Consider the following 21,974-nt stretch of genomic DNA (forward strand, 5'->3'; position numbering starts at 1 on the left):
CACGTCTTGGCCATTGGGCGCACTTCTGGAGTCTTTCGGCCCCTCGGCTGGTGATCACCGATTGGCGGCCCCGTCCGCCAGATCAAGGAAAACCACCACGATGATCAGTACAAACACCCAGCGCAGCAGGCCCATTCGCCCCCAGACCTCACGGACGAGGCTCCCTCCCGCGCGACGCCCGGCGACCAGCAGGGCGAGCAGCGCACCGCCGACAACCACGAGGAAAACCCCGGCATAGCTTCGGTCCACGCGCACGACGATCTCACGGACCGGGGGTTCTTGGGACAGTAACTAAGTGGGTACCGGCCAGATCGCGCGTAACAGGCCGATCCCAGGCCCTGGTTGCGCTTCGGGGCGCCTTGATGGGGCGATCCTGGTTACGCTCCGTTAACGAGACCTGTGTCGTGAATCACATAGCCTGAGGAGTGTTTCGAGCCGCTCTCAGGCATACCCGGCCGTGTTGCTGGGTATGCCAGGGCGCGCACTCCAGGTGCCGCCTCCGGTGCCGCGGTCGGCGGCCTGGCCGGCGCCCGGCGCGGCGGCTCGCGGCCCGGTCGAGATGTGGTGCGCCAGGCGGCTCTCGTCCCTAACCTGGTCCGGATGTCCACGGTCCCGACCCCCACGGCCCCGACGTCCTCGGCTCCGCAGTCCACGGCCCCGGCGCCGACAGGCCCCGCGTCCACGGTCCCGATGCCCGCGGTCCCGACGTCTGCCACGTCTGCGGTTCCGACGCCCACGGTTCCGACGTCCACGGCGTTGCTGACCGACCACTACGAGCTGACCATGCTGCAGGCGGCCCTGCGCTCGGGTATGGCCGGCCGCCGGGCGGTCTTCGAGGTCTTCACCCGCTCCCTGCCGGCCGGCCGCCGCTTCGGCGTCCTCGCCGGGACGGGCCGCCTGCTCGCCGCCATCGAACAGTTCCGGTTCGGTCCGCAGGAGACAGAGCACCTGCGGTCCACCGGCGTCGTCGACGACCGGACCGTCGACTGGCTGGCCGGCTACCGGTTCGGCGGCGACATCCACGGATTCGCGGAGGGGGAGCCCTTCCTGCCGGGAACCCCTGTCCTGGTGGTGGAGGGCACGTTCGCCGAGTGCGTTCTGCTGGAGACGCTCGTGCTGTCCGTGCTCAACCACGACAGCGCGGTCGCGGCGGCCGGCGCCCGCATGGTCGCCGCCGCGGGAGACCGGCCCTGCCTGGAGATGGGTGGCCGGCGCACCCACGAGCAGGCCGCGGTGGCAGCGGCCCGCGCGGCCTACATCGTCGGGTTCGCCGGGACGTCCAACCTGGAGGCGGCGCGCGGCTACGGCGTGCCCAGCGCCGGGACCAGCGCGCATGCCTTCACCCTGGTCCACGACGACGAGGCGGCCGCCTTCGCCGCCCAGGTGGCCGCGCTCGGCGCCGGCACCACGCTGCTGGTGGACACCTACGACATCACCACCGGCATCGCGAACGCGGTGGCTGCCGCGGGCACCGGCCTCGGCGCGATCCGGATCGACAGCGGTGACCTGGCCGCCGGCGCCCGCGCCGCCCGGGCCCAGCTCGACGCGCTCGGTGCGGTGGCGACCCGCATCGTCGTCACCGGCGATCTGGACGAGCACGCGATCGCCCGCCTGGCCGCGGCGCCGGTCGACAGCTACGGGGTGGGCACTCACCTGGTGACCGGCTCGGGCGCGCCCACCGCCGGCTTCGTCTACAAGCTGGTCGAGGCCGATGGCCGCCCGGTGGCCAAGACCTCGATCGGCAAAGGCACCCGTGGCGGGCGCAAGGAGATCGTGCGCCGTTTCGGCCCGGACGGATCGGCGGTCGCCGACGTCATCATCCCGGGCGGCGAATGGCCGGGAGCGGCCCGGGCCCGCGGCGGGGCTCCCGCGGATGCCGTGGATCCCGCGGCCCGAGCAGCCCCCGCGGACCGGCCGCTGCTCGTGCCGCTGATGCGGGCCGGCGCGGTGGTGGCCGAGACCCTGGTCGGCGCGGCCGGTGTCACCGGCGCCCGGGAGCATCACCGGGCGGCACTGGCGTCACTGCCGGCCTCGGCCAGGGACGTCCGCTACGGGCAGCCATGCCTGCCGGTAGTCGTCGCGGGCGATGGAACCCGACCCGTTTCCTGACGGACAGCAAGAGTCGAGGATCTTCGTACCTCACGGGCAGCAAGAGTTGAGGATTCGGGTCATTGCGGCGACCATGATCCTCGGATCTTGCCCGGCAGCAACGCCGGTTGCGTTGGCAGCTTGGGCCCAGCACGCAGTCGGAGGGTCGCCGGGGTGGCACGCCACCGCTGCGGCCAGACTTGCCCGGTGGCCACGAACCCGCCGTCGAACGCCGCGATTCCGGCTCCCGCCGCGATTCCGGCTGTCGCCGTGAGCGTCGACGTCGTGCTGCTGACCCTGCGGTCGGGGCGGCTGTGCGTCCTCGTCAGCCAGCGGGCCACCGAGCCCTTCTGCGGATCCTGGGCGCTGCCGGGCGGGTTCGTGGCAGCCGACGAGGATCTCGACTCCTCGGCGCGGCGCCAGCTCGCCGAGGAGACCGGGGTGACGACCACCGGCCACCTCGAACAGCTGCGCACCTACGGCTGCCCGCACCGGGACCCGCGCACCAGGGTGGTCAGCGTCGCCTACCTCGCACTGCTGCCGAACCTTCCGCAGCCCACCACCGGGCGGGACGGGCAGCACGCCCGGTGGTGGCCGGTCGAGGACCTCGGCTCCGCGGACGGGCCGACCCTGGCCTTCGACCATCCGCAGATCGTGGCGGACGGGGTGGAACGGGCCCGCGGGAAGCTGGAGTACACGCCGCTGGCGGCGGCGTTCTGCGAGGAGCCGTTCACCCTGGCCGACCTGCGCCGGGTGTACGAGGCAGCCTGGGGCGTAGTGCTCGATCCACCCAACTTCCGGCGCAAGGTGCTCTCCACCCCGGGTTTCGTCGTGGCGGTCGGGCAACGGTCCTCCCCGCGGGGCGGCGGCCGCCCGGCCGAGCTGTACCGGCTCGGTTCGGCGACGGCCCTGCACCCGCCACTGCTGCGCCGCTCGGTCTGACCGCCGTTCCGCCCGGTCTGACCGCCGTTCCGCCCGGTTCTGACGTCCGAACCGGTCGGCCGGGCGATGTTCCGTACTGTTTGTAGTTCTTCGGGTGCGCGGGACGGGAGGGCGCGGCAGTGCGCCTGCGGTCGTGAGCCCGCGGGCGGGAGGGGTAACAATAGACCTCGTGTCCGTCACCGCCGTGTCGCCGGTCGAAGTCGAGGACGTTGAAGACCTCCCCGAGGACGAACGTCTTTGGGTCACCATCGTCTGGAACGATCCGATCAACCTCATGTCGTACGTGACGTACGTCTTCCGCAAGCTTTTCGGCTACAGCGAGCGGAAGGCGACGAAGCTCATGCTGGACGTCCATCACAAGGGCCGGGCGACGGTCACGTCCGGTACCCGCGAGGAGATGGAGGCGGCCGCCGAGCGGCTGCACACCTACGGCCTGTGGGCCACCATCGCGCAGGACTGAGCGTGGCTGCGGGGTTGCTGTCACGTGGGTTCGCGCCCGGATTCGCGGTGCCGGCCCGGGCGGCGGGTGCGGTCCGGGTGGCGGTCGGTGCGGTGGGTGTGGCCGGTGCGGTCGGTGTGACAGCCCGGTGGCTGTGGGCCGTAGGCTGGCGACGGCCGGTGCCGTCGGCCCGGCCTGCGGGTGACCGCGTTCCCCGGCTGGCGGCCATCCGAGCGACGACCCAGGGGTGGATGCGTGTGAACGGTTTCCGGCGGACGAGTGCCGGGATCGAGCTGCGGCTTCCCCGGCTCGAGTCGACGCTGCTCACCGAGCTGCTGGAGCAGGTCGACGGGCTGCTGCAGCCGCCGCCGGTCGACGATCCGCTGGAGGCGCTCGTCGGCCTGCGTGACACCGCGCCCCCACCGCCGGAGGACCCGGCGGTGGCACGGCTGTTGCCCGACCCCTACCCGGACGACCCGATGGCCTCCGGCGACTTCCGCCGCCGCCGGACGGACGAGGCGCTGGCTCACAAACGCGACGCCGCCGCCCGGGTGCTGGCCGCGGTGCCGGCCCCCGGCGACGTCCTGCTGCTCGACGAGGCCGCGGCCCAGGACTGGCTGACGGTGCTCAACGACCTGCGGCTGGTGCTCGGCACCCGGCTCGGGCTCACCGACGACGAGTCGACCGAGGAGCTCGACCGGCTCAGTCCGGACGATCCGCGGCTTCCGATGGCCGCCGTCTACAGCTTCCTGACCGAGCTGCTCGACGAGCTGACGCGGACCCTGCTCTGACCCTGTTCCCGACCTTGCTCTGACCTCGCTCTGACCTCGCTCCGGCTCTGGTTCCGGCCCGGCGCCGGCCCTGTTCCGGCCTGCGCTCGTGCGGCGACCGGACCGGAAGTGGGGCGCAGCTCACGCGGCGCCACCTGCTGCAGGCGGGCCGAGGTCAGGTGTGTGTTCGCATGGACGCCCGATCCGGCCCATCCGCGTCGTACGGTTGTCGCGTGCTGCGCATCGACCGAACCCACTACGAGGCGATCGTCGCCCACGCCCGCCGTGACCATCCAGACGAGGCGTGCGGGCTCATCGCCGGTCCCATCGGCTCGGACCGGCCGGAGCGGTTCGTCCCGATGCTCAACGCCGAGCGTTCGCCCACCTACTACCGTTTCGACGACGCGGAGAAGCTCCGGGTCTTCCTGGAGATGGATGATCGCGACGAGGAACCCGTGGTGATCTACCACTCGCACACCGCCACCGAGGCCTACCCGTCGCGGACGGACATCTCACAGGCGAGCATCCCGGATGCGCACTACGTGCTGGCGTCGACGCGGGATCCGGAGACGGCCGAGTTCCGATCCTTCCGGATCGTGGACGGCGAGGTCACTGAGGAGCAGGTGGAAATCCTCTGACCCCGCTGTGACGTTCTCCCAGAGGACGCGACGGCTCGGGCATCCGGTCCGGGGGCCTGCGAGCATGGGCACCCGGCCGAGTCGGATTCCGACGTGTCCGCAAGCAGCTGTCCGGAAGCGGGCAGCAGACGTGTCACGCCGCCCACGGTGGGCGGCTCGCCGCGCGGCGGATCCGCCAGCGGTAACCGAGGAAGGAGCACCATGGCAGTCCAGGTCCGTGTGCCGACGATCCTGCGCAACTACACAGGAGGCGCCAAGCTGGTCGAGGGCACGGGCGACACGCTCGCGGCGCTCTTCCTGGATCTCGAGTCCCGCCACCCGGGCCTGCGCGGCCGGCTGATCGCCAGCGAGGGCGAGGGCGATGGCGAGGCCCAGCTGCACCGCTTCGTGAACATCTACGTCAACGACGAGGACGTCCGCTTCCTCGGCAGCCTCGACGCCAAGATCAGCGACGGCGACAATGTGACCATTCTCCCCGCCGTGGCCGGTGGCTCTGGTGCCTCTGTCGCCTCCGTCGCCTCCGTCGTGGTCTGTGGCTCCACCGGCACCGCCGTGGGCATGCGGCTTCTCTGATCAGGGCGGGCAGGTCCCCACTCATGCGTTACGAATCCCTGGTGGACTCGGTCGGCCGCACCCCCCTGGTCGGCCTTCCGCGGTTGTCACCCTCCGCCGAGGTCCGACTCTGGGCGAAGCTGGAGCAGGACAACCCCACCGGATCGATCAAGGACAGGGCGGCCCTGTGGATGATCGCGGACGGGGAGAAGCGCGGCCTGCTCTCCCCGGGCGCGACGATCCTGGAGCCGACGTCCGGGAACACCGGTATCTCACTGGCGATGGTGTGCAGCCAGAAGGGGTACCGGCTGATCTGCGTGATGCCGGAGAACACCTCCGTGGAGCGCCGCCAGCTGCTCCAGATGTGGGGCGCCGAGATCGTCTACTCGCCGGCCGCCGGCGGCTCGAACGAGGCGGTGGCGGTGGCGAAGCGCCTCGCCGCGGAGAACCCGGACTGGGTCATGCTCTACCAGTACGGCAATCCGGCGAACGCGCAGGCTCACTACGAGACGACCGGTCCGGAGATCCTGGCGGATCTGCCGAACATCACCCACTTCGTCGCCGGGCTCGGAACCACCGGCACGCTGATGGGAACCGGTCGGTACCTGCGGGAGAACGTCCCCGACATCTCGATCGTGGCGGCCGAGCCGCGGTACGGCGAGCTGGTCTACGGCCTGCGCAACATCGACGAGGGGTTCGTCCCCGAGCTCTACGACGCGTCCGTGCTGACCTCCCGCTACTCGGTCGGCCCGCGCGACGCCCTGCGCCGCACCAGGGAGCTGGTGCAGCAGGAGGGCATCTTCGCGGGCATCTCGACCGGTGCGATCCTGCACGCTGCCCTCGGGCAGGCCGAGCGGGCGGTTCGTGAGGGGCGGCGGGCGGACATCGCGTTCATCGTCTGCGACGGCGGGTGGAAGTACCTGTCGACGGGTGCCTACGCGGGCACCCTCGCCGAGGCGGAGGCCGCGCTGGAAGGCCAGCTCTGGGCCTGAACAGCTCTCCGGGCCTGAACAAGCTCTCCGGGCCCGAACAGCTCCGGGCCCGAACAGCTCCGGGCCCGAACAGCTCTGGTCCTTCCGGGCCTGGCCTCAGGCCCGGCCCGCGCCTGGTTCCCGGTCGCATCCCGCCTGTCCGGGTCAGGCCGGTCGGTGTTGGCACGACCGGCCTGACCTCAGGCCGGTCGTCGGCCGCCCAGCTGGTCGGCGATGACGGTCGCCAGCTCGCGTAGCGCCTTGCCCCGATGGCTGATCAGGTCCTTCTCGTCCGCGGTGAGCTCGGCGTTCGTCCTGGTCTCGCCGTCCGCGACGAACAGCGGGTCGTAGCCGAAACCGCCTTCGCCGCGTCCCGCGGTCAGCAGCCGACCGCGTAGCGAGCCGTGGACGACGTGCTCCGCGCCGTCGGGGGTGACCAGCGCGGCGGCGCACACGAAGGCCGCCCCGCGGCGCTCGGCCTCGACATCGTCGAGCTGCGCCAGCAGCAGCGCGTTGTTCGCGGCATCCCGGTCCGTGCGGGTGCCGGCGCGGACACCGGCCCAGCGGGCCGAGCGCACCCCGGGCATCCCGGCCAGCTCGTCCACGGTGAGCCCCGAGTCGTCCGCGATCGCGGCGAGTCCGGTGGTGGCGACCGCGTCCCGTGCCTTGATCAGCGCGTTCTCGGCGAACGTCGAACCGGTCTCCGCCACCTCGGGGCCGGGTGGCAGCGCCACCACCTCGATCGCCAGGCCCGTGCCGGCGAGGATCCGGTCCAGCTCGCGAAGCTTCCCGTCGTTACGGCTGGCCAGGACGACCCGCCACGGGCCCGTGTCGGTCGCGGTCACCGCGAACCAGCCGACTTCGCCGCGGGGAGGGCGCGTTCCGGGCGTGGCGGGCCGGCGGGGGCCGGCTGGGCCAGGGCCGCGTTCTGGATCTCGGTGAGCCGGCTGCAGCCCACGGTCGCGAGGTCCAGCAGCTCGTCCAGGGCGGCCCGGTCGAACGGGGTGCCCTCGGCGGTGCCCTGGACCTCGACGAAGCCGCCGGCGCCGGTGCAGACGACGTTCATGTCCGTGTCCGCCGTGGAGTCCTCGGTGTAGGCGAGGTCGAGCATCGGAACGCCCTTGACGATGCCGACACTGACCGCACAGACGCTGGTGACGATCGCGGACGGGCGTCCGAGCCACCGGCAGGCGTCCGCGAGCGCCACGTAGGCGCCGGTGATCGCCGCCGTGCGGGTGCCGCCGTCCGCGAGCAGGACGTCGCAGTCGATGGCGATGGTGTTCTCGCCGAGCGCCTTCAGGTCGATCGCCGCGCGCAGGCTGCGCCCGATCAGCCGGGAGATCTCATGGGTGCGCCCGCCGATCCGCCCCCGCACCGACTCCCGGTCGTTTCGGGTGTGGGTCGCCCGCGGCAGCATCGAGTACTCGGCGGTCACCCAGCCGAGGCCGCTGCCCTTGCGCCATCGTGGGACGCCCTCGGTGACGGATGCGGCGCACAGCACCCTGGTGAGCCCAGCGGAGATCAGCGCCGATCCCTCCGCGTGCTCCTGCCAGCCCCGCACGATCGTGATGTCGCGGAGCTGGTCGGTCTTCCTGCCATCGACTCGGATCACGGGAGGAGACCCTATCCGCGAGCGCGGCCGGGCCTGCGAGGCGCTGCTCAGAGCTCGTAGACCGCCCCGGTGCTGGCCAGGCTCAGGTCCCCGTCGAACGCGTCCTGGGCCTCGCCATGGGTGCGTTCCACGTTTCCCCAGGGCACCAGGTGCGTCAGCACGAGCCGGCCGACGTCGGCCCGGGTCGCGTGCTCGCCGGCGTCCTTGCCGGTCAGGTGCAGATCCGGCGGGTTGTCCTCGCCGTCGAGGAAGGACGCCTCGCACAGGAACAGATCGCTGCCCTGGGCCAGCCGCACGAGCCGGTCGCACGCCCCGGTGTCACCGGAATAGGTCAGGGTCCTCCCGCCGGCGTTGATCCGCACGCCGTAGGCCTCGATGGGATGCGCGACCCGGGCCAGGTCGATCCCGAAGGGCCCGATGTGCAGGCGGCCGGGCCCGATCGTGCGGAAGTCGTAGATGTCGGCGAGGGAGTCRTCCGGCCAGCGCTCGAACGCCCCGCACAGGCGTTCCTGGGTGTTGATCGGCCCGTAGACCGGGAGCTTGGGCGGCATCCCCTCGGGGTGGTAGCGCCGCGCGTAGGAGGTGGCGACCAGATCCAGGCAGTGGTCCCCGTGCAGATGGCTCAGCAGGACGGCGTCGACGTCGCGGATGTCGCAGTGGTTCTGCAGCTCGCCGACGGAGCCGTTGCCGGCGTCCAGAACGAGGCGGAAGCCGTCCTGCTCGATCAGGTAGGACGAACAGGCGGAGGTGGGTCCCGGGTAGGTGCCCGAACAGCCGAGGATCGTGAGCTTCATCGGGCGACCACCTGGCGGGCCTGACAGGTCTGGCGGATCGAGCGGGTCCGGCGGGTCTGGCGGGTCGGCCGGGTCTGGCGAGGCTGGCGGGTCCGGGACGCGGCCGGGGCGCCGGGAGCCGGGAGCCGATGGGCCGGTGGTGGTAGATCGGGGTCGCGGAAGCGGCCGTCGCGGGCCGGTACCCGGCGGGCCAGTACCCGGTCAGTGGCCTCTGCCGTCCCCTGCGCACTGCGCACGGGTGTGACCCCCTCTCCCGGAACAAGCCCGATCACACCGGTCAGCAGTGGAAAGTGGGTGCAACCAAGAATCACTGTGTCCACATCGGCTTCCTGCAGCGGCGCGCGATACGCCTCGGTCAGTCCCAGCAGCTCTCGCCCGGACGTGATGCCCTCCACGACGAAGGCGCCGAAAGCCGGGCACGCCACACTTACCAGTTCTGTCCCGGAGGCCGCGGAAAAAGCGTCCTCATAGGCCCGACTGGTGTTGGTGGCGACCGTTCCGACGACTCCCACCCGACCACTCCGTGTTGCTGCTACGGCACGGCAGGTCGTGGGCACAATGACCTCGACGACCGGTACGTCATAACGTTCCCGGGCATCGCGCAGGCATGCCGCGCCCGCGGAGTTGCCGGCGATGACGAGAAGCTTCACGCCCGCGGCGGCAGGCTGGTCCAGCACCGTCGGTGCAGGTGGGCGGACCTCGGCGCCGGGTCGCGGGCCRTACGGCGCGTTCACGGTTTCGCCGAGGTGGAGCGGGGGCCGCGCTGGGAGTTGCGCCCCGATCGCGCGCGCAACGGTGCGACCACCGACTCCGCTGTCGAACACTCCGATGGGCGCGCCACTCATGAGCGATGAGACTAAGCCGGAAACCTGTCAGCCACCCTGTGGCTGTCGTCACGGGGGCGGTGTCTGATCCCGGACAGTCCGTGCGTCATGGACATGCTCCGCGTTGCGGGGCGGGATGCGCATTCCCGTCAGTGACGAACCCGTCCAGCTCGTGCCGTGTCGGGTCAGGGCGGCGCCATGGCGTGTGGCGGCCTGACCCCGCCCGCAAGGGGGAGTGGGCCGCCGGCCGCCTCGCTCCAGTGATGGATCTCTCTCCCTGCGCAGCATCCTTTCCCTGGGGCATTGGTGGGTACTGCTGCATGTGTCCGTCTCGTTACTTCATAGGGGGACAGGGCGAGCAAACTGGGTGTACGCTAGAACTACCTGTAGTCGATCAGTGACTAAAAGCTATCGACCAGGTAGGTTGAGGACGCGACTGAGGTGTCCGGGTCGTTCCAATCCGTCCCCGACCCGTGACACCCCAGTCGCATCCTCGATCATGCGCCCGTGCATCGTCCGAAGCGCCCGCAACCCCCGCCATATGTCGAGGTCACGTGTTTGCGGACCGTGGTGCTCAGTCCTGCTCGGATGGCGGTGGCGGGCCCGCCGGAGGTGGTCCGTGTTGCCGCTGACCTGCGGTGCTGCGCCCTTACGGCACTGTCGGGTTGGCGTCGATCGACCCCAGCAGGCCGGTCTGAGGCGTAGGAAGGCAACCGTGGCTCGGTTCATCACGGTGGCGGTCGACGCTCCGGCTTCAGGGGTCGGGGCACTGATCGCACATGCCGCGCCGCTGTCGCCGGCATCGGTGTTGCTGGTCGCAATGATCATCATCGTCGTCCTGGGGGTCAACATCTCTGCCTGGCTTGTGGTCCCGAAGGTCATCGAGTCCGCCTGCGCATCGCTGCGCCCCACCGGTGCGGGGTGGGAGCAGCCAGGCCGTGGCAGGTCCGGCCGTGGCCGTGACCCCGACGGCGAGTGGGCCTCCTCCACCGAATGGCAGTCGGAGGCGTGGTCGTCGAGCTGGGACTACGCCGGCAGCGACACCACGGACGGCGCCGACGACGACTGGAACGTCTCCGACTCCCGGGACCGGCGTCACCGTGAATCCGGCACTGGAGCGAAGGACGAGCACACCGCGGTGCCTTTTGGATTCTCCTGGGGCGGCGACCATCCGTCCGCGGAGCGCGACAGCGCCGCCACGATCCCGCCGGACTCGTCCGACGGCTTCTCCGCGGCCTCGGGCCGCTCGTCAGCCTCGGGCCGCTCGTCGTCGAGCGGCCCCCACCGGGCCGAGGACCGCCCCGCGAAGCCGTAGAGGTCCGGGAGCGGCGGCGGCCCTGGCAATCCGCGGCGGTCAGGCCAGCAGTTCGTCCCGGTGCTGCCAGGCCAGCGCGATCAGCGCCGCCCCCGCGGCCTGTACCCGTTCCTGCCCGACCAGCCGCTCGACACCGGCCGCGGTGAACGGAACGCCGGCGAGCACGGTGCCCTCGGAGTTCAGCGTCACCAGCCTGGCGAACAGCGTGTCGAAGACCGGCGCCTCGAACACCGCGACGACCAGCAGATCGGTGGCGAAGGTCAACGGATCGACGCCCAGGCCCAGCACCGACACGCGCACGTCGCCGGATCGTGCCGCCCGCGTCAGCTCGGCGGCGAACGGCCAGGCATCGTAGGCGATGGGGCGCTGGTCGCTGCCGTACTCCTCCGCGGTGCCCAACAGCTCCTCGGAATACTCCCGAGTGATGCACCGCCAGAGATCGAAGTCGTTGCGCACATTCCAGTCCGCCGGGCCAGACGGCTGGAAGATCCCCGCCGGGACGACCTGCAGCAGCCCGCCGGCATGACCGACCTTCGCCGGATCCCGCCGGTGCAGCAGGATGCTGCTACTGGTGCTGCTGCTACTGGTACTGCTGCCGGGAGTGCGGTCGGCGGAGCGGTCGAGGCGGATCGTGAGCGTGCTGATCGCCAGGTTCGCCGGCCGGCGCAGAAGGTCCCACGGCTCGCCCACCGCGCGTCGTAGCGGCAGCTCGTCCGCGGTCGCAGCGGGCGACCCGCCGGTGTCGGGCCGGGCGCCCAGCTCCCGGGCGGCGAACTCGTGCGCGCAGGCCTCGCCGACGTCGATCGCGTCGAAGTAGCTACCGAGGCCGAAGGTCAGCCGCCCGCTCCGTCCCGGTAACGACAGGTCGGCCTCGCGCAGCCGGTAGGTGGGCAGATCCGCGAACACGGCGGGACGGTCGAGCTCGGCCATCACCGCGGTGTAGGCCTCGTACCGTCGCCCATCGGCACGCAGCGGTCGGACACCCTCGCCACTGGGCCCCCGGCCCGTCACCGGCCCAGGACGAGATCCGGTCGGCGCCGTGGTGCCGGGGTCCAGGTCGATCGCGACGTCGGCCAGGTGCAGCGGCCGAGGCGGGATCCAGCGCGGTGCCGCCAACAAGGGCGTCCCGGCCACCCGCGAGGCCGCCGGGTACTCCTGGGCCGCCGTCAGCGCGAGCTCGAACCGCCGGCGCCTGAGCTCGCCTCGGACTCGAGCCCACTCCCTCTCGCCGGCGGTCCTGGCCTCTCGCGAGGCTCCACCTCGCGGGGCCTCACCGACCTGGGCCTTGCCGACCTGGGCCTCGTTGACCGGGGTCCCGCTGGCCGCGGCGTCGCCGGGGGAGTCGCTGCCGGTCAAGGCGCCACCCGTCATCGGGCTGGTGGCGTGGAGATCCCGCCGTTGACGGCGGGGAGCAGACGCCGTCCCATCGTGGTGATCATGTGAGTTCCCGTTTCGTGGATGGGTGGGTCTCTCGGTATCGGCTTCGCCCGACAGCGAAGTGGGCGGTGGCGACCGCCCACTTCGGTGCCGTTGGTGATACTACGGAAACATTAGGACGTTACTGGCGTTCAGGCTGAAACCGAACCAGGGCGGGCAGCCGGACGGCGTCGAAAGCGGCGGCCCGCCGGTGCCGGATACCGGTATCAGGTTAGTGACAGCGCTCCGGTGGCATGGGAGTCGAACTTTTCGCCCTTGGTCGGTTTTCGGGGGAAAATCCCGGGCACAATGGGAAAGGCCTGGGACGCCTCGCGCGCGGGCGTCCCCGCCCATCCCGCCAACCACACCATCCGGCCACACTCCATCCGGCGGGCAGCGACACGAGCCGTGAATGGCATGCCCGAGTGCCGGAGATCGTGCACCAGGCGTGTTGTGGCAGGCTCGGAGCGTGTCCGCGCCTGACGATCGATGCTGAGACGACGACCGGCGTAGCGCCCTGCCGGTCGGGTGGGGCGCTGCCGGTGCTGTGAAGAGCTGGAACCTGATGTGTACCTGCTCGACGTGCGCCGGAATAGGTGAAATCGCCGATACGGGAAAGGACGATGAGACCACGTTCCGTCGTGGCACGGCGTCAGGGGTGCTGTCACTGTGAGGAATACTCGGCCGTCACCGGCGACTGTCGAGTCTCGTAGCTCGTAGGGCCGCGGTTATTCTTGGCGGTACGACGTTGGAGGTGACGTCATGATTTTTCAGTCTCTTCTGCTTGATCGGGTGGGTGCCCGTGTCCGCCGGCGGCCGTCCGCGGCGCGTCGGTCAGCCGCGAGGCCGAGGCCTGGCAGCGCGCCCATCGCGACCACCTCGGTCGGCGCCGTGCCCTGCACCCACCAGCCCGAGGCGCTCACCTGCCGCCCGGCCGGCAGTCTCAGTCGTACCTGGATCCAGACCTGCGAGTGCGGGGCGGAATGGATCGTCCAACCCTGAAAGCCGACGAGCCGGGTGCTTCCGGCTCAGATGGTTCCGGCTCAGATGGTTCCGGTGGCCCGCAGCTGAGCTAGCTCCTCGTCGCTGACCCCGGCCGCGCGAAGGATGTCGTCGGTGTCCTCGCCCAGCGTGGGCAGGCCGGTCGGCGGTGCTGGCTGCCGTTCACCGGCGGCGCCGAGCCGGAACGGTGCCGCCGGAACCAAGGTGCCCGCGATGTCCACGAGCGTGCCGCGGGCCGAGACGTGCGGGTCGTCCACCAGTTGCACGCCGTCGTTCACCGGGCCGATCGTCGCCGCGGAGCCCACCGCGACCCAGTCCGCGGCGGGCCTGGTGGCGAACACCTTCTCGAAGCGTTCGGCCATCGTCACCTGCTCATCCTCGTCAGCCCACAGCCGATCGACCAGATCGTCGGCGTCGAGCACCCGGCACAGCGCGTGCCATGTCCGTGCTTCGGCGGCGGCGACCGTCACCCACCGGTCATCGGCACACCGGTACAGCCGTCGGCCGGCCGCCCAGCCCGCGTCGGAGTCGATACCCGCGAAACGCCCCGGGCTGGCAGCCAGCAACCACGTCGCGGCATCGTCGATCGACACGTCGAGCAGACAGCCGCTGCCGGTGCGCGCCGCCGCGGTGAGGGCGGCGGACAGGGCGGCCGACGCGACCGCGCCTGCCAGCGGCGCGGCGATGGGTGTCTGCGGCACCCAGGGGAGCTGCCCCGCGATCGCGGTCAGGGCGCCGGAATGACCGAGGAAAGTGATCTCATGCCCGGCACGGCCGGCGTACGGGCCGTCGAGGCCGAAGGCGGACAGGCCCACCCAGACCAGCCGGGGGTTCAGCTCCGCCGCCTGCGGGTAGCCGAAGCCGGCCGCGGCCCGGGTGGCTGGCGGGGCGCTGTCGACGACGGCGTCGGCGGTGACCACCAGCCGGCGCAGCACCTCGATCCCGGAACTGCTGCGGGTGTCGAGCGTGACGGACCGCTTGCCACGGTTGAGGCCCACGTGCGCCGGTGTGGAACCGGTCGGGCCCCGCAGCATGTCGCCGACTCCGGGCGCCTCAACCCTGATCACCTCGGCGCCGAGGTCGCTGAGCAACCGTGTGCACCACGCGCCGGGGAACGTCCGGGACAGATCGAGGACACGGACACCCTGCAGAGGAAGCAGCACTCATCGAACCTAGCCATCGGGCAATTCGGATGGAGGGTTTGCTGCGGTGGGGGCCAGCCGTGAGGGTGTCGCCGGATGGCAGACTGTCCTGCAGGTACGCGCGTTCCGTCGGGCACCGGCCCCGCGGGGAAGGACGAGCCTCGCCATGCCGCAGCTCGACGACCATCGGTGGATGACCCGGGCGATCGAACTGGCCCACCGCTGCCCACCCGCCACCGGCGCCTACTCCGTCGGTGCCGTCATCGTCGACGAGAACAACGAGGAGATCGCCTTCGGCTACTCCCGCGAGGTCGACGACGCGGTGCACGCCGAGGAATCCGCCCTCGCGAAGATCGATCCCGACGACCCGCGGCTCGCCACCGCGACGATCTACAGCACTCTCGAGCCCTGCTCGCAGCGCAGGTCCCGGCCCCGCACCTGCACCCAGCTCATCCTGGCTGCGGGAATCCCGCGGGTGGTCATCGCCTGGCGCGAGCCCAGCCTCTTCGTCGCCGACTGCCAGGGCTGCGAACTGCTCACCGCCGCCGGTGTCACCGTCGTGGAACTGCCCGAACTCGCCGAGCAGGCCCGCGCCGTGAACGCCCACCTGTCGCTCTGACCGCCCCGTCGCCCCGTCGCGTCGGCCCGTCGCCCGCGCCATCCTGAACGCCCGGTGGCCGTCCAGGCCATCGGCCCGTGGCCTCCGCGGCCTGCCATCCCAAGGCCAGGGCGACAGGCGGAAACGCGGCCCCATTATGCGTGCGGTGCCGGGTACACCCACCCACGGTCAGCGTCGGGCCCGCCCTGACCCGCCCGCCATGTCCACGGACGCAGGGGCCCCATCGGAGGATCTTGAATGCCGAAGGGCTCGTCAACCCGGGCGGGGAGACATCGTCATTGGTCATTGTGGCATGCGGTCCATCTCCACGAAAAGCGCATACAGCAGCGTGCCTCTTTGGGGGAATCACATGCAGTTCGACATCGCTCCAGCCAGCCTGACACCTGATGTTCCTGGACCATTCGTGGTCTGGGCTGGCGACGATGGCTACGACAGTCAGGCGGGATACTTCTCCCTGCTCGCCTCCAACGGGATCAAGGGAACCTTCTTCCTGTCGGTCGACTGGGTGGACCAGGCTGGAACATCCCCTGTATACGGAGACGCTTACATCACGACGTCTCAGGTCGAAGCCATCGTCGCCGCCGGCCACGAGATCGCCACACACGGCAAGAACCATGAAGATCTTGCGAGTTACTACGCGACCCATGGTCCGGTGGCGCTCGACCTCCTGCTTGGCGCCGCCATCGGCGAGATTCAAACGAGATTCGGCTTCTCGGTCAAGACGGGCTCCTATCCGGGTGGGTCGGCGAACGACCGGGTAAAAGAAATTGTCAGTCGTCGGCACGATTACTTCCGGTGCAGCCGGGGTGTCGTCAGTCGAAACGCGCCGGATCCGTTCAACGTCCCGGGGATAGACATCCTCGCTCCGTCCGAGGCGGATATCAAGGCGTACATCGACGAGGCTGTGGCGAACCGCAGCGTCGTCGTCCTCTTCCACCACGGCGCCATTGATTCGGCGCAGCTGACCAAGGTGTCCAACCTGATTTCCTACGCGAGTGGCGTGGGATGTGACCAGGGAACGTTCTACCGGGCGATGAGCCAGCGGACCAAATGGCTGTCGACGCGAGCGTTGATCGATGCCCAGGGTAACACATTCAATCMGACCGTCCACGCCAACGAGGTGATCGTAGACCGCGACGACGAAATTGGCGGAAACTACTCGTTGGGCCTGGACGAGTTGACGAACGCGCCGTTCGTGGACGCGACGAGTGGAACGCCATTTGAGTTCAGAAAGGACCTCCTGGCGCTCGCCGGGTTCTCTGTGGGGCGCCGCCAGGTGTTCGCTGATTTTACGACGACCAACGGCTCGACGACCGTCCTGTCGGGGAGCGCGGGGTTCCGTGCCGACGACGTGGGTCTCTCCATCAGCGGTACCGGCATCCCGGTCGCCACGACGATCGCGGCTGTCGTGTCGCCCATTCAGGCCACCATGTCGGCCGCTGCCACGGCCAGCGCGACGAATGTGACGGTCACGCTCGGCCGGCCTGCGTCCGGCGGCGTCACGTCCGCCGGAGAAATGCGCCTGTACAACGGGCTTTCCCTGTTCGGGACCTCGTCGCAGGTGGTGTACTTCGCGCGCCTCGAGTCGACGTTGGAAGGGGCCATCAGCGCGAACCAGTGGCTCAACAACGGCACGGGCGGTGCCGGTGGTGAGATGACCATCGACTCGGGCAGCGGCGGGTCCTACGTGAACATCAAGGGATTCGCGACCAGGATCCGAAGTGAGGACGGCACCGAACGTCTGCGATTGGGGGCCGCCAAGGACGGCATCGATTTCGGCGCGGCCGAGGACGTGACACTCCAGCGGGACGGGAGCGGAAACCTCGCCGCCAATGTGACCTTCCGGACGGATGGCGATCTGATCGTAAGTACTGCCGGAAACGGGCTCCTGGTCAAGGAAGGGACCAACGCGTGCCTCGGTGCCGCCACGTTGTCCAGCGGCTCGGCCACGGTCTCCACGAGTGCTGTCACCGCGAACAGCAGGATCTACCTGACGCCCCAGAACCTGTCCGGGGTCGGCACACCCCAACCGATARCTGTCTCCGCGAGAACGGCGGGAACGAGCTTCACGATCACGTCGGCTTCCTCGTCCGACGCGTCGACCATCGCCTGGATGATCGTGGAGCCTGCCTGACACTCCGTGGACCGCTCCGGTCCCACCCGTGATCACGCCGCATCGTCGACCGTTCGTAGGGAGGCCGTATCCCGGGTTCCGGTCGTCCGGACTCGCCTGGGCGACAACGTAATGGCACAACACGGGCACGCTTGGTCAAGATATCCGGCCGGATCGACACTCTGTGTACTAAAAATAGTGCACAGAGTGGCTGCAGGGGGGATGTGGCCCGTCCTTCAGGCAGAAAGAGGCAGGCATGTCTCAGCGACAATGGCGAACAGGGATGTGCTCGGCGGTGCTGGCCGTCGTCGGGGTGATCGTCCAGCCCACGGGCGCGACAGCGACCGGGCCTGGGCCTGGCACGGTACTGGCCTGGGGTGCCAACGGCCAGGGCCAGCTCGGCGACGGCACCACCACGGGCCGCCTGACGCCGGTTCAGGTCTTGGGCATAGACGAAATCACCGCCGTCGCGGCCGGCGAGAGCACCGGGTATGCGATGGCTTGGGGCGCCGTCCAGGCCTGGGGTGACAACTCACACAACGAGCTCGGTGACGGCACCACCACCGACCGCCTGACGCCGGTGCAGGTCAGCGACCTGGTCGACGTGGTCGCTGTCGGGGCCGGCGCCCACAACGGGTATGCGGTGCGCAGCGACGGGACCGCCTGGGCCTGGGGGGAGAACAGTGACGGTGCCGTCGGCGACGGCACCACCATCAATCGCTCGACCCCGGTCCAGGTCTCCGACCTGACCGACGTGATCGCTGTCGCCGGCGGTATGCACACCGGGTATGCGGTGCGCAGCGACGGGACCGCCTGGGCCTGGGGGTTCAACAACTCCGGGCAGCTTGGTGACGGCACCACCACCGATAGCTCGACTCCGGTGCAGGTCAGCAACCTGACCCAGGTGAGAGCCATCGCTGGCGGTGTCTACCGGGGATATGCGCTGCGCGATGACGGCACCGTCTGGGCCTGGGGCTCCAACAGCTTCGGCGCGCTTGGTGACGGCACCACGACAGACAGCCTGACCCCGGTGCCGGTCTCCGGCCTGACCCAGATCATCGCCATCGCGGCCGGCAGCAACAGCGGGTATGCGCTGCGCAGCGACGGCACCGTCTGGGCCTGGGGATACAACTACGTAGGCCAGCTCGGTGACGGCACCACGACGAACAGCTCGACCCCGGTCCAGGTCTCCGGCCTGACCCGGGTCGCCGCCATCGCGGCCGGCGCCTACACCGGGTATGCGCTGCGCCGTGACGGCACGGTCCGGGCCTGGGGATCCAACGCCGGCGGCGCGCTCGGCGACGGCACCAACACCAACCGCCCGACCCCGGCCCAGGTCACAGGCCTGAGCGGCGTCAGTGAGATCGCTGGCGGCGGCCTCAGCGGGTACGCGGTGCACTGAGACGGGCCTCGTGCTCATCCGGCCGTCCTACCCGCTGGCCGGATGAGCACGGCGCACCCGCCCGTAACCGGCCTGTCATCTGGGTGGCGGGAATCCGGGAATCTGGGAATCCGCCCCCTGGGGCAAGCACGGTACTTGATCAGGCCCCGGCTGGCGGCGTCTCCGATTGCCAGTGCGCTGGACGCACCTGACCAACTGGCAACTGCGTCTGCCTGTTCCCGAAAGCGGCGTCCACCTGCTCCTGCACAAGGTCCTGTGCATCGACGAGGTTCGCCGCAAAGAGGCCGGCACGAGTGAGGTCGGCGCCGACCAGTCGGGCACCGGTGAGATTGGCCCCGAACAGTCGTGCCTCGGTGAGGTTCGCCGCGATCAGGCCGGTGCGAGTGAGGTCGGCGCCGACCAGTCGGGCACCGGTGAGATTGGCCCCGCGCAGATTGGCATCGGTGAGGTTCGCTCTGCCCAGATGCGCATAGCTGAGGTTGGACCTGTCCAACTTCGCGCCGGTGAGGACCACGCCGTCCAGACGCGCGCTGGTGAGGTTCGCCCAGTTCAGCCGAGCGCCAGTGAGGTTCGCTCCGGATAGGTCGGCGCGGGGAACGCCGGCGCGGATGGGCAACCGACCCAGAACGGTGAGCGCGGCCTGCACGTCGGTGCCCAGTTGGTGAGGCCTGGCGGGCGGACGATCCGCCCAGCGCCGTCCTGGCGGCGACCGGCGCCCCGGCGAAGCTGGCGTGGTCTGGAAGCGGGTGTGCTCGCGCACGAAGGCGGAAAGTACCTCTACGACGGTGCGCTGGTCGTCCGCACTGTCACGCGCAATGCGTTCGAGCGCGTAGATCCCCCCGAGCCGGACGTCGGGGCTGTCGGCGCCGAGCTGGCCAATCGCTGTGGCGTACAGCTCCCGCACATGCGTGTTCGCGTTCGCCTGGCGTGTCTCGTCCAAGGCGATCAGAGCACCGGCTACCGCGGTGAGAGCAGCGGCGGCCGTGAGTAGGCCGCCCTGCAGCGCCGCACGAGCCTCTGCCCCACCGTCGGTGCCCGGCGGGTACATGCGGCCCGGTAGGTGCCAGATCCCCACCACCGCGGCCACCGCGCCCACCGCGGCGACGGCGGCCACGATCCACAGCCACCGCCGGCCGGCTCGTCGACGTGCGCCCCCGTTGTCAGCCATAGGCAGGGTTGTACGCCCTCGTGACAGGTGGGTCACGGACAGGCCCCGGCCCACGATTACAGTGCGGGCCAAGGGCAGCCCGGCGGTGGCGACAAGCCGCGTCTACCGGTCCGGCCGGCCTGCCGAGACGCCGGCCTACGGACATGATCGCCCCGGCTTCGTACGGCCCCCCAACCACCCTGCGACGCCGGCCAGGCCACCACGCCGACGAGCACGGCCGAGCCGCGCAAGATCCGGGGCGGGGCGGTCGCGCTGCTCTCTGTACCCGGAGTGCATCGATGGGGACGTCGACACTAGCTGCGGAGGATCGAGACAGCGCCTGGTCCTGTCCAGAAGAAAGATCCTGGCGGCAGGGGAGTCGAGCCCGGACCGCGAATGGACCGCGACCCGCCGGACGCCACCGGACATGGCAAGCCACCGCCGGACGCCTGAGAGCGGTCGGCCAGTGATCCACAGGAGGCCTGACCGTTGCGAACAAAGGGAAACGGTTGCCCGGCCCGGGTGGTGCGGGAGGGGGGACTTGAACCCCCACGCCCTAGGGCGGCAGATCCTAAGTCTGCTGCGTCTGCCATTCCGCCACTCCCGCGTGGGTCCAGATTAGCGATCCGGGTGCGGATCGCGGGACAGGGGCCGGCCGGGGGAGCGGCACCGCCGCCGTGCGGGCCGCGTCCGCTGGGCAGGCGGGAGAAATCCTCCGGTGCGGGCCCGGGGTCTCGGGCAGGTGTCGCGGAACCAACAGGTGGACAGCCGGTGGTGTCGCGGACGCGACGGCGGGGAGGACCCGTTCGGGTGCAGGGTGTACCTGCGTCGGTGGGCGCATGATGCCTCTGGGGGAAAGATCGATGACCTTCGTTGCGGAGCCCGCGCGGAACCAGCCTGAGCAGGTGTCCGCCTCCGTTCAGGAGGAACGCGACCGGGCTCGCCGGTTGATCGACAACGGCAGGGCCGCGATGGCGGTGATCAGCGCTGTGAACGACACGGGCGTCCGGGTTCTCGGGGGGACCGTGGCGGAGGTGCGCCTGCTGGTGGAGTGCCCCGGGGAGCAGCCGTACCCGGTGATCCGCCGCGCGGTCGTACCCGAGGCCGAGCCGGCCGCGGCGGTGCCGGCCGGACTCCGGCGTGGCGGGGTTCGCGTCCCGAGCCAGCTTCGCCGGAGGGTTCCCGTGCTGGTGGATCCCGCCCAGCCGGACAACGTGCTGCTCCAGTGGGACCTGCGCGTCGCCAGCTGACCAGGACCGGGCCTGGCCGGTGCCGACCGAGCTGTGGATGGCGCCGGCCAAGCGCGGTGCCGATCCAGCGCGGTGCCGATCCAGCGCGGTGCCGGGTCAGCGCGGCACCGGGCCGGTCGGGCGGCGCCGGTCAGGCAGACGGCGCCGGACCGACGGTGCCGTCTGGCCGTCTGCGCCGCGCCGGGTCGGCCGGGTCAGTCGGCGAGGCCGATGTCCCGCAGGAGCTTCGCGACGTGGCCGGTGGCGCGCACGTTGTACTGCGCCTTCTCGATCTTTCCGTCGGCATCGATGACGAACGTCGAGCGGATGACGCCCATGGTCTTCTTGCCGTACATGGTCTTCTCGCCGAATGCTCCGTACGCGGACAGCACCGCCCGGTCGGGGTCGGAGAGCAGCGGGAAGGTGAGCTCCTCGTTGTCGCGGAACTTCACCAGCTTGGCGGGCTTGTCCGGTGAGATCCCGAGGACGTCGATACCGGAGTCGTTGAGCAGGCTGAGGTTGTCGCGGAAGTCGCAGGCCTGCTTCGTGCAGCCGGGCGTGGAAGCGGCGGGGTAGAAGTAGACGACGACCTTGCGGCCACGGAAGGACGACAGCGAAACCTCGTTGCCGTCTGCGTCGGGCAGGGTGAAGTCGGGCGCGGGGTCACCGGGGGAGAGGCGAGCGGCGCTGGCGGTCTCGGTCATGTCCGAGAAGCTAGTCGCGGCTCCGGCGGGCCGGCAAACACCCTGCCGTGATCCCCCGGTGTCCCTGTTTGCACCCTTCACCCGTGTCCGTTCAGGGGTGTGACGAGGACTCGCATGATCGCGTCTGGCTCGCTCCGGGGAGTCGAGGACGTTCGTCGTCCCGGAGCGGGCGGCAGTCCCGAGCTACGGGCTCCCCGCTGCCACCACCGTCGCCCGCCACTGCCGCTGCCGCCGAGCGAGACTGGAGGATTGTGG

21 protein-coding genes and 1 tRNA gene are annotated in these 21,974 nt (G+C 70.4%); 12 read left to right on the plus strand and 10 right to left on the minus strand.

Annotation, left to right across the window (positions count from 1 at the left end; genetic code table 11):
• Positions 1–54 precede the first annotated feature (54 nt).
• Complete coding sequence (locus tag CcI49_RS26345) at positions 55–255, minus strand: hypothetical protein (RefSeq protein ID WP_006543110.1); 201 nt, start codon at positions 253–255, stop codon at positions 55–57.
• 435 nt (positions 256–690) lie between these two features.
• Between CcI49_RS26345 and CcI49_RS26350 the strand changes: the two genes are divergently transcribed.
• From CcI49_RS26350 to CcI49_RS26380, 7 genes are all read left to right on the plus strand, one after another.
• Entirely contained in the window at positions 691–2,109 is a 1,419-nt protein-coding gene (locus CcI49_RS26350) for a nicotinate phosphoribosyltransferase (protein WP_076830614.1), read from the plus strand.
• 186 nt (positions 2,110–2,295) lie between these two features.
• On the plus strand, positions 2,296–3,030 hold the full coding sequence (locus CcI49_RS26355; RefSeq protein ID WP_076830322.1) for an NUDIX domain-containing protein: 735 nt from the start codon (positions 2,296–2,298) through the stop codon (positions 3,028–3,030).
• Between the two features lie 169 nt (positions 3,031–3,199).
• The gene (clpS, locus tag CcI49_RS26360) at positions 3,200–3,490 is read left to right on the plus strand and encodes an ATP-dependent Clp protease adapter ClpS (protein ID WP_054564567.1); all 291 of its coding nucleotides are present in this window, start codon (positions 3,200–3,202) and stop codon (positions 3,488–3,490) included.
• Positions 3,491–3,720: 230 nt separating this feature from the next.
• Positions 3,721–4,260 (plus strand): DUF2017 domain-containing protein, encoded by a 540-nt coding sequence (locus CcI49_RS26365; protein ID WP_035953419.1) that lies wholly within the window; start codon positions 3,721–3,723, stop codon positions 4,258–4,260.
• A 212-nt stretch (positions 4,261–4,472) separates the two neighbouring features.
• Positions 4,473–4,877: a M67 family metallopeptidase gene (locus CcI49_RS26370; protein WP_054564566.1), complete on the plus strand. Its 405-nt coding sequence runs from the start codon at positions 4,473–4,475 to the stop codon at positions 4,875–4,877.
• 201 nt (positions 4,878–5,078) lie between these two features.
• On the plus strand, positions 5,079–5,450 hold the full coding sequence (locus CcI49_RS26375; protein ID WP_076830324.1) for a MoaD/ThiS family protein: 372 nt from the start codon (positions 5,079–5,081) through the stop codon (positions 5,448–5,450).
• Positions 5,451–5,473: 23 nt separating this feature from the next.
• Positions 5,474–6,421 carry a cysteine synthase gene (locus CcI49_RS26380; RefSeq protein WP_054564564.1) on the plus strand — a complete coding sequence of 316 codons (948 nt, stop codon included), beginning with the start codon at positions 5,474–5,476 and terminating at the stop codon, positions 6,419–6,421.
• Between the two features lie 179 nt (positions 6,422–6,600).
• Here CcI49_RS26380 and rdgB read toward each other — a convergent pair whose 3' ends face one another.
• From rdgB to murI, 4 genes are read right to left on the minus strand one after another with little or no spacing between them, the layout of a single operon-like run.
• Positions 6,601–7,245 (minus strand): RdgB/HAM1 family non-canonical purine NTP pyrophosphatase, encoded by a 645-nt coding sequence (gene rdgB / locus CcI49_RS26385; protein WP_054564563.1) that lies wholly within the window; start codon positions 7,243–7,245, stop codon positions 6,601–6,603.
• Entirely contained in the window at positions 7,242–8,012 is a 771-nt protein-coding gene (gene rph, locus CcI49_RS26390; RefSeq protein WP_054564562.1) for a ribonuclease PH, read from the minus strand. Before rph ends, rdgB begins: the two co-directional genes overlap by 4 nt.
• A gap of 47 nt (positions 8,013–8,059) precedes the next feature.
• Entirely contained in the window at positions 8,060–8,806 is a 747-nt protein-coding gene (locus CcI49_RS26395) for an MBL fold metallo-hydrolase (RefSeq protein WP_054564561.1), read from the minus strand.
• Positions 8,803–9,651: a glutamate racemase gene (murI, locus tag CcI49_RS26400; RefSeq protein ID WP_076830328.1), complete on the minus strand. Its 849-nt coding sequence runs from the start codon at positions 9,649–9,651 to the stop codon at positions 8,803–8,805. The genes CcI49_RS26395 and murI overlap by 4 nt, the downstream gene beginning before the upstream one ends.
• A 694-nt stretch (positions 9,652–10,345) precedes the next feature.
• On the opposite strand from murI, the gene CcI49_RS40830 reads away from it, so the two are divergent.
• Entirely contained in the window at positions 10,346–10,945 is a 600-nt protein-coding gene (locus CcI49_RS40830; RefSeq protein WP_054564559.1) for a hypothetical protein, read from the plus strand.
• 39 nt (positions 10,946–10,984) lie between these two features.
• Here CcI49_RS40830 and CcI49_RS26410 read toward each other — a convergent pair whose 3' ends face one another.
• Both CcI49_RS26410 and CcI49_RS26415 read right to left on the minus strand, forming a co-directional pair.
• Positions 10,985–12,301: a transcriptional regulator gene (locus CcI49_RS26410; protein ID WP_241840248.1), complete on the minus strand. Its 1,317-nt coding sequence runs from the start codon at positions 12,299–12,301 to the stop codon at positions 10,985–10,987.
• A 1,103-nt stretch (positions 12,302–13,404) separates the two neighbouring features.
• Complete coding sequence (locus CcI49_RS26415) at positions 13,405–14,526, minus strand: CaiB/BaiF CoA-transferase family protein (protein WP_054564557.1); 1,122 nt, start codon at positions 14,524–14,526, stop codon at positions 13,405–13,407.
• A gap of 145 nt (positions 14,527–14,671) precedes the next feature.
• On the opposite strand from CcI49_RS26415, the gene CcI49_RS26420 reads away from it, so the two are divergent.
• The 3 genes from CcI49_RS26420 (at position 14,672) to CcI49_RS26430 (ending at position 18,639) form a co-directional block, all read left to right on the plus strand.
• Positions 14,672–15,124, plus strand: coding sequence for a deaminase (locus CcI49_RS26420; RefSeq protein ID WP_054564556.1), 453 nt, complete (start codon positions 14,672–14,674; stop codon positions 15,122–15,124).
• A gap of 349 nt (positions 15,125–15,473) precedes the next feature.
• Positions 15,474–17,258, plus strand: a complete 1,785-nt coding sequence (locus CcI49_RS26425; RefSeq protein WP_076830334.1) for a polysaccharide deacetylase family protein — start codon at positions 15,474–15,476, stop codon at positions 17,256–17,258.
• Between the two features lie 235 nt (positions 17,259–17,493).
• Positions 17,494–18,639: an RCC1 repeat- and reductase domain-containing protein gene (locus CcI49_RS26430; RefSeq protein WP_241840249.1), complete on the plus strand. Its 1,146-nt coding sequence runs from the start codon at positions 17,494–17,496 to the stop codon at positions 18,637–18,639.
• Positions 18,640–18,778: 139 nt separating this feature from the next.
• Here CcI49_RS26430 and CcI49_RS26435 read toward each other — a convergent pair whose 3' ends face one another.
• Positions 18,779–19,807, minus strand: a complete 1,029-nt coding sequence (locus CcI49_RS26435) for a pentapeptide repeat-containing protein (RefSeq protein WP_076830341.1) — start codon at positions 19,805–19,807, stop codon at positions 18,779–18,781.
• Positions 19,808–20,309: 502 nt separating this feature from the next.
• Positions 20,310–20,393, minus strand: a tRNA-Leu gene (locus tag CcI49_RS26440).
• Between the two features lie 256 nt (positions 20,394–20,649).
• On the opposite strand from CcI49_RS26440, the gene CcI49_RS26445 reads away from it, so the two are divergent.
• Entirely contained in the window at positions 20,650–21,036 is a 387-nt protein-coding gene (locus tag CcI49_RS26445; RefSeq protein ID WP_076830345.1) for a hypothetical protein, read from the plus strand.
• Between the two features lie 194 nt (positions 21,037–21,230).
• Here CcI49_RS26445 and bcp read toward each other — a convergent pair whose 3' ends face one another.
• Entirely contained in the window at positions 21,231–21,719 is a 489-nt protein-coding gene (bcp, locus tag CcI49_RS26450; protein ID WP_076830348.1) for a thioredoxin-dependent thiol peroxidase, read from the minus strand.
• Positions 21,720–21,974 lie beyond the last annotated feature (255 nt).

It is taken from the genome of Frankia sp. CcI49, assembly GCF_001983215.1.
GTDB classification, from domain to species: Bacteria; Actinomycetota; Actinomycetes; order Frankiales; family Frankiaceae; genus Parafrankia; species Parafrankia irregularis.

What these genes read in the sequence shown, in the direction of transcription:
- CcI49_RS26375 (WP_076830324.1), top strand. Translation starts at nt 5,079, where the DNA reads ATGGCAGTCCAGGTCCGTGTGCCGACGATCCTGCGCAACTACACAGGA.
- CcI49_RS26380 (WP_054564564.1), top strand. Translation starts at nt 5,474, where the DNA reads ATGCGTTACGAATCCCTGGTGGACTCGGTCGGCCGCACCCCCCTGGTC.
- CcI49_RS26365 (WP_035953419.1), top strand. Translation starts at nt 3,721, where the DNA reads ATGCGTGTGAACGGTTTCCGGCGGACGAGTGCCGGGATCGAGCTGCGG.
- CcI49_RS26435 (WP_076830341.1), bottom strand. Translation starts at nt 19,807, where the DNA reads ATGGCTGACAACGGGGGCGCACGTCGACGAGCCGGCCGGCGGTGGCTG.
- CcI49_RS26350 (WP_076830614.1), top strand. Translation starts at nt 691, where the DNA reads ATGCCCGCGGTCCCGACGTCTGCCACGTCTGCGGTTCCGACGCCCACG.
- bcp (WP_076830348.1), bottom strand. Translation starts at nt 21,719, where the DNA reads ATGACCGAGACCGCCAGCGCCGCTCGCCTCTCCCCCGGTGACCCCGCG.
- CcI49_RS26420 (WP_054564556.1), top strand. Translation starts at nt 14,672, where the DNA reads ATGCCGCAGCTCGACGACCATCGGTGGATGACCCGGGCGATCGAACTG.
- CcI49_RS26445 (WP_076830345.1), top strand. Translation starts at nt 20,650, where the DNA reads ATGACCTTCGTTGCGGAGCCCGCGCGGAACCAGCCTGAGCAGGTGTCC.
- CcI49_RS26430 (WP_241840249.1), top strand. Translation starts at nt 17,494, where the DNA reads ATGTCTCAGCGACAATGGCGAACAGGGATGTGCTCGGCGGTGCTGGCC.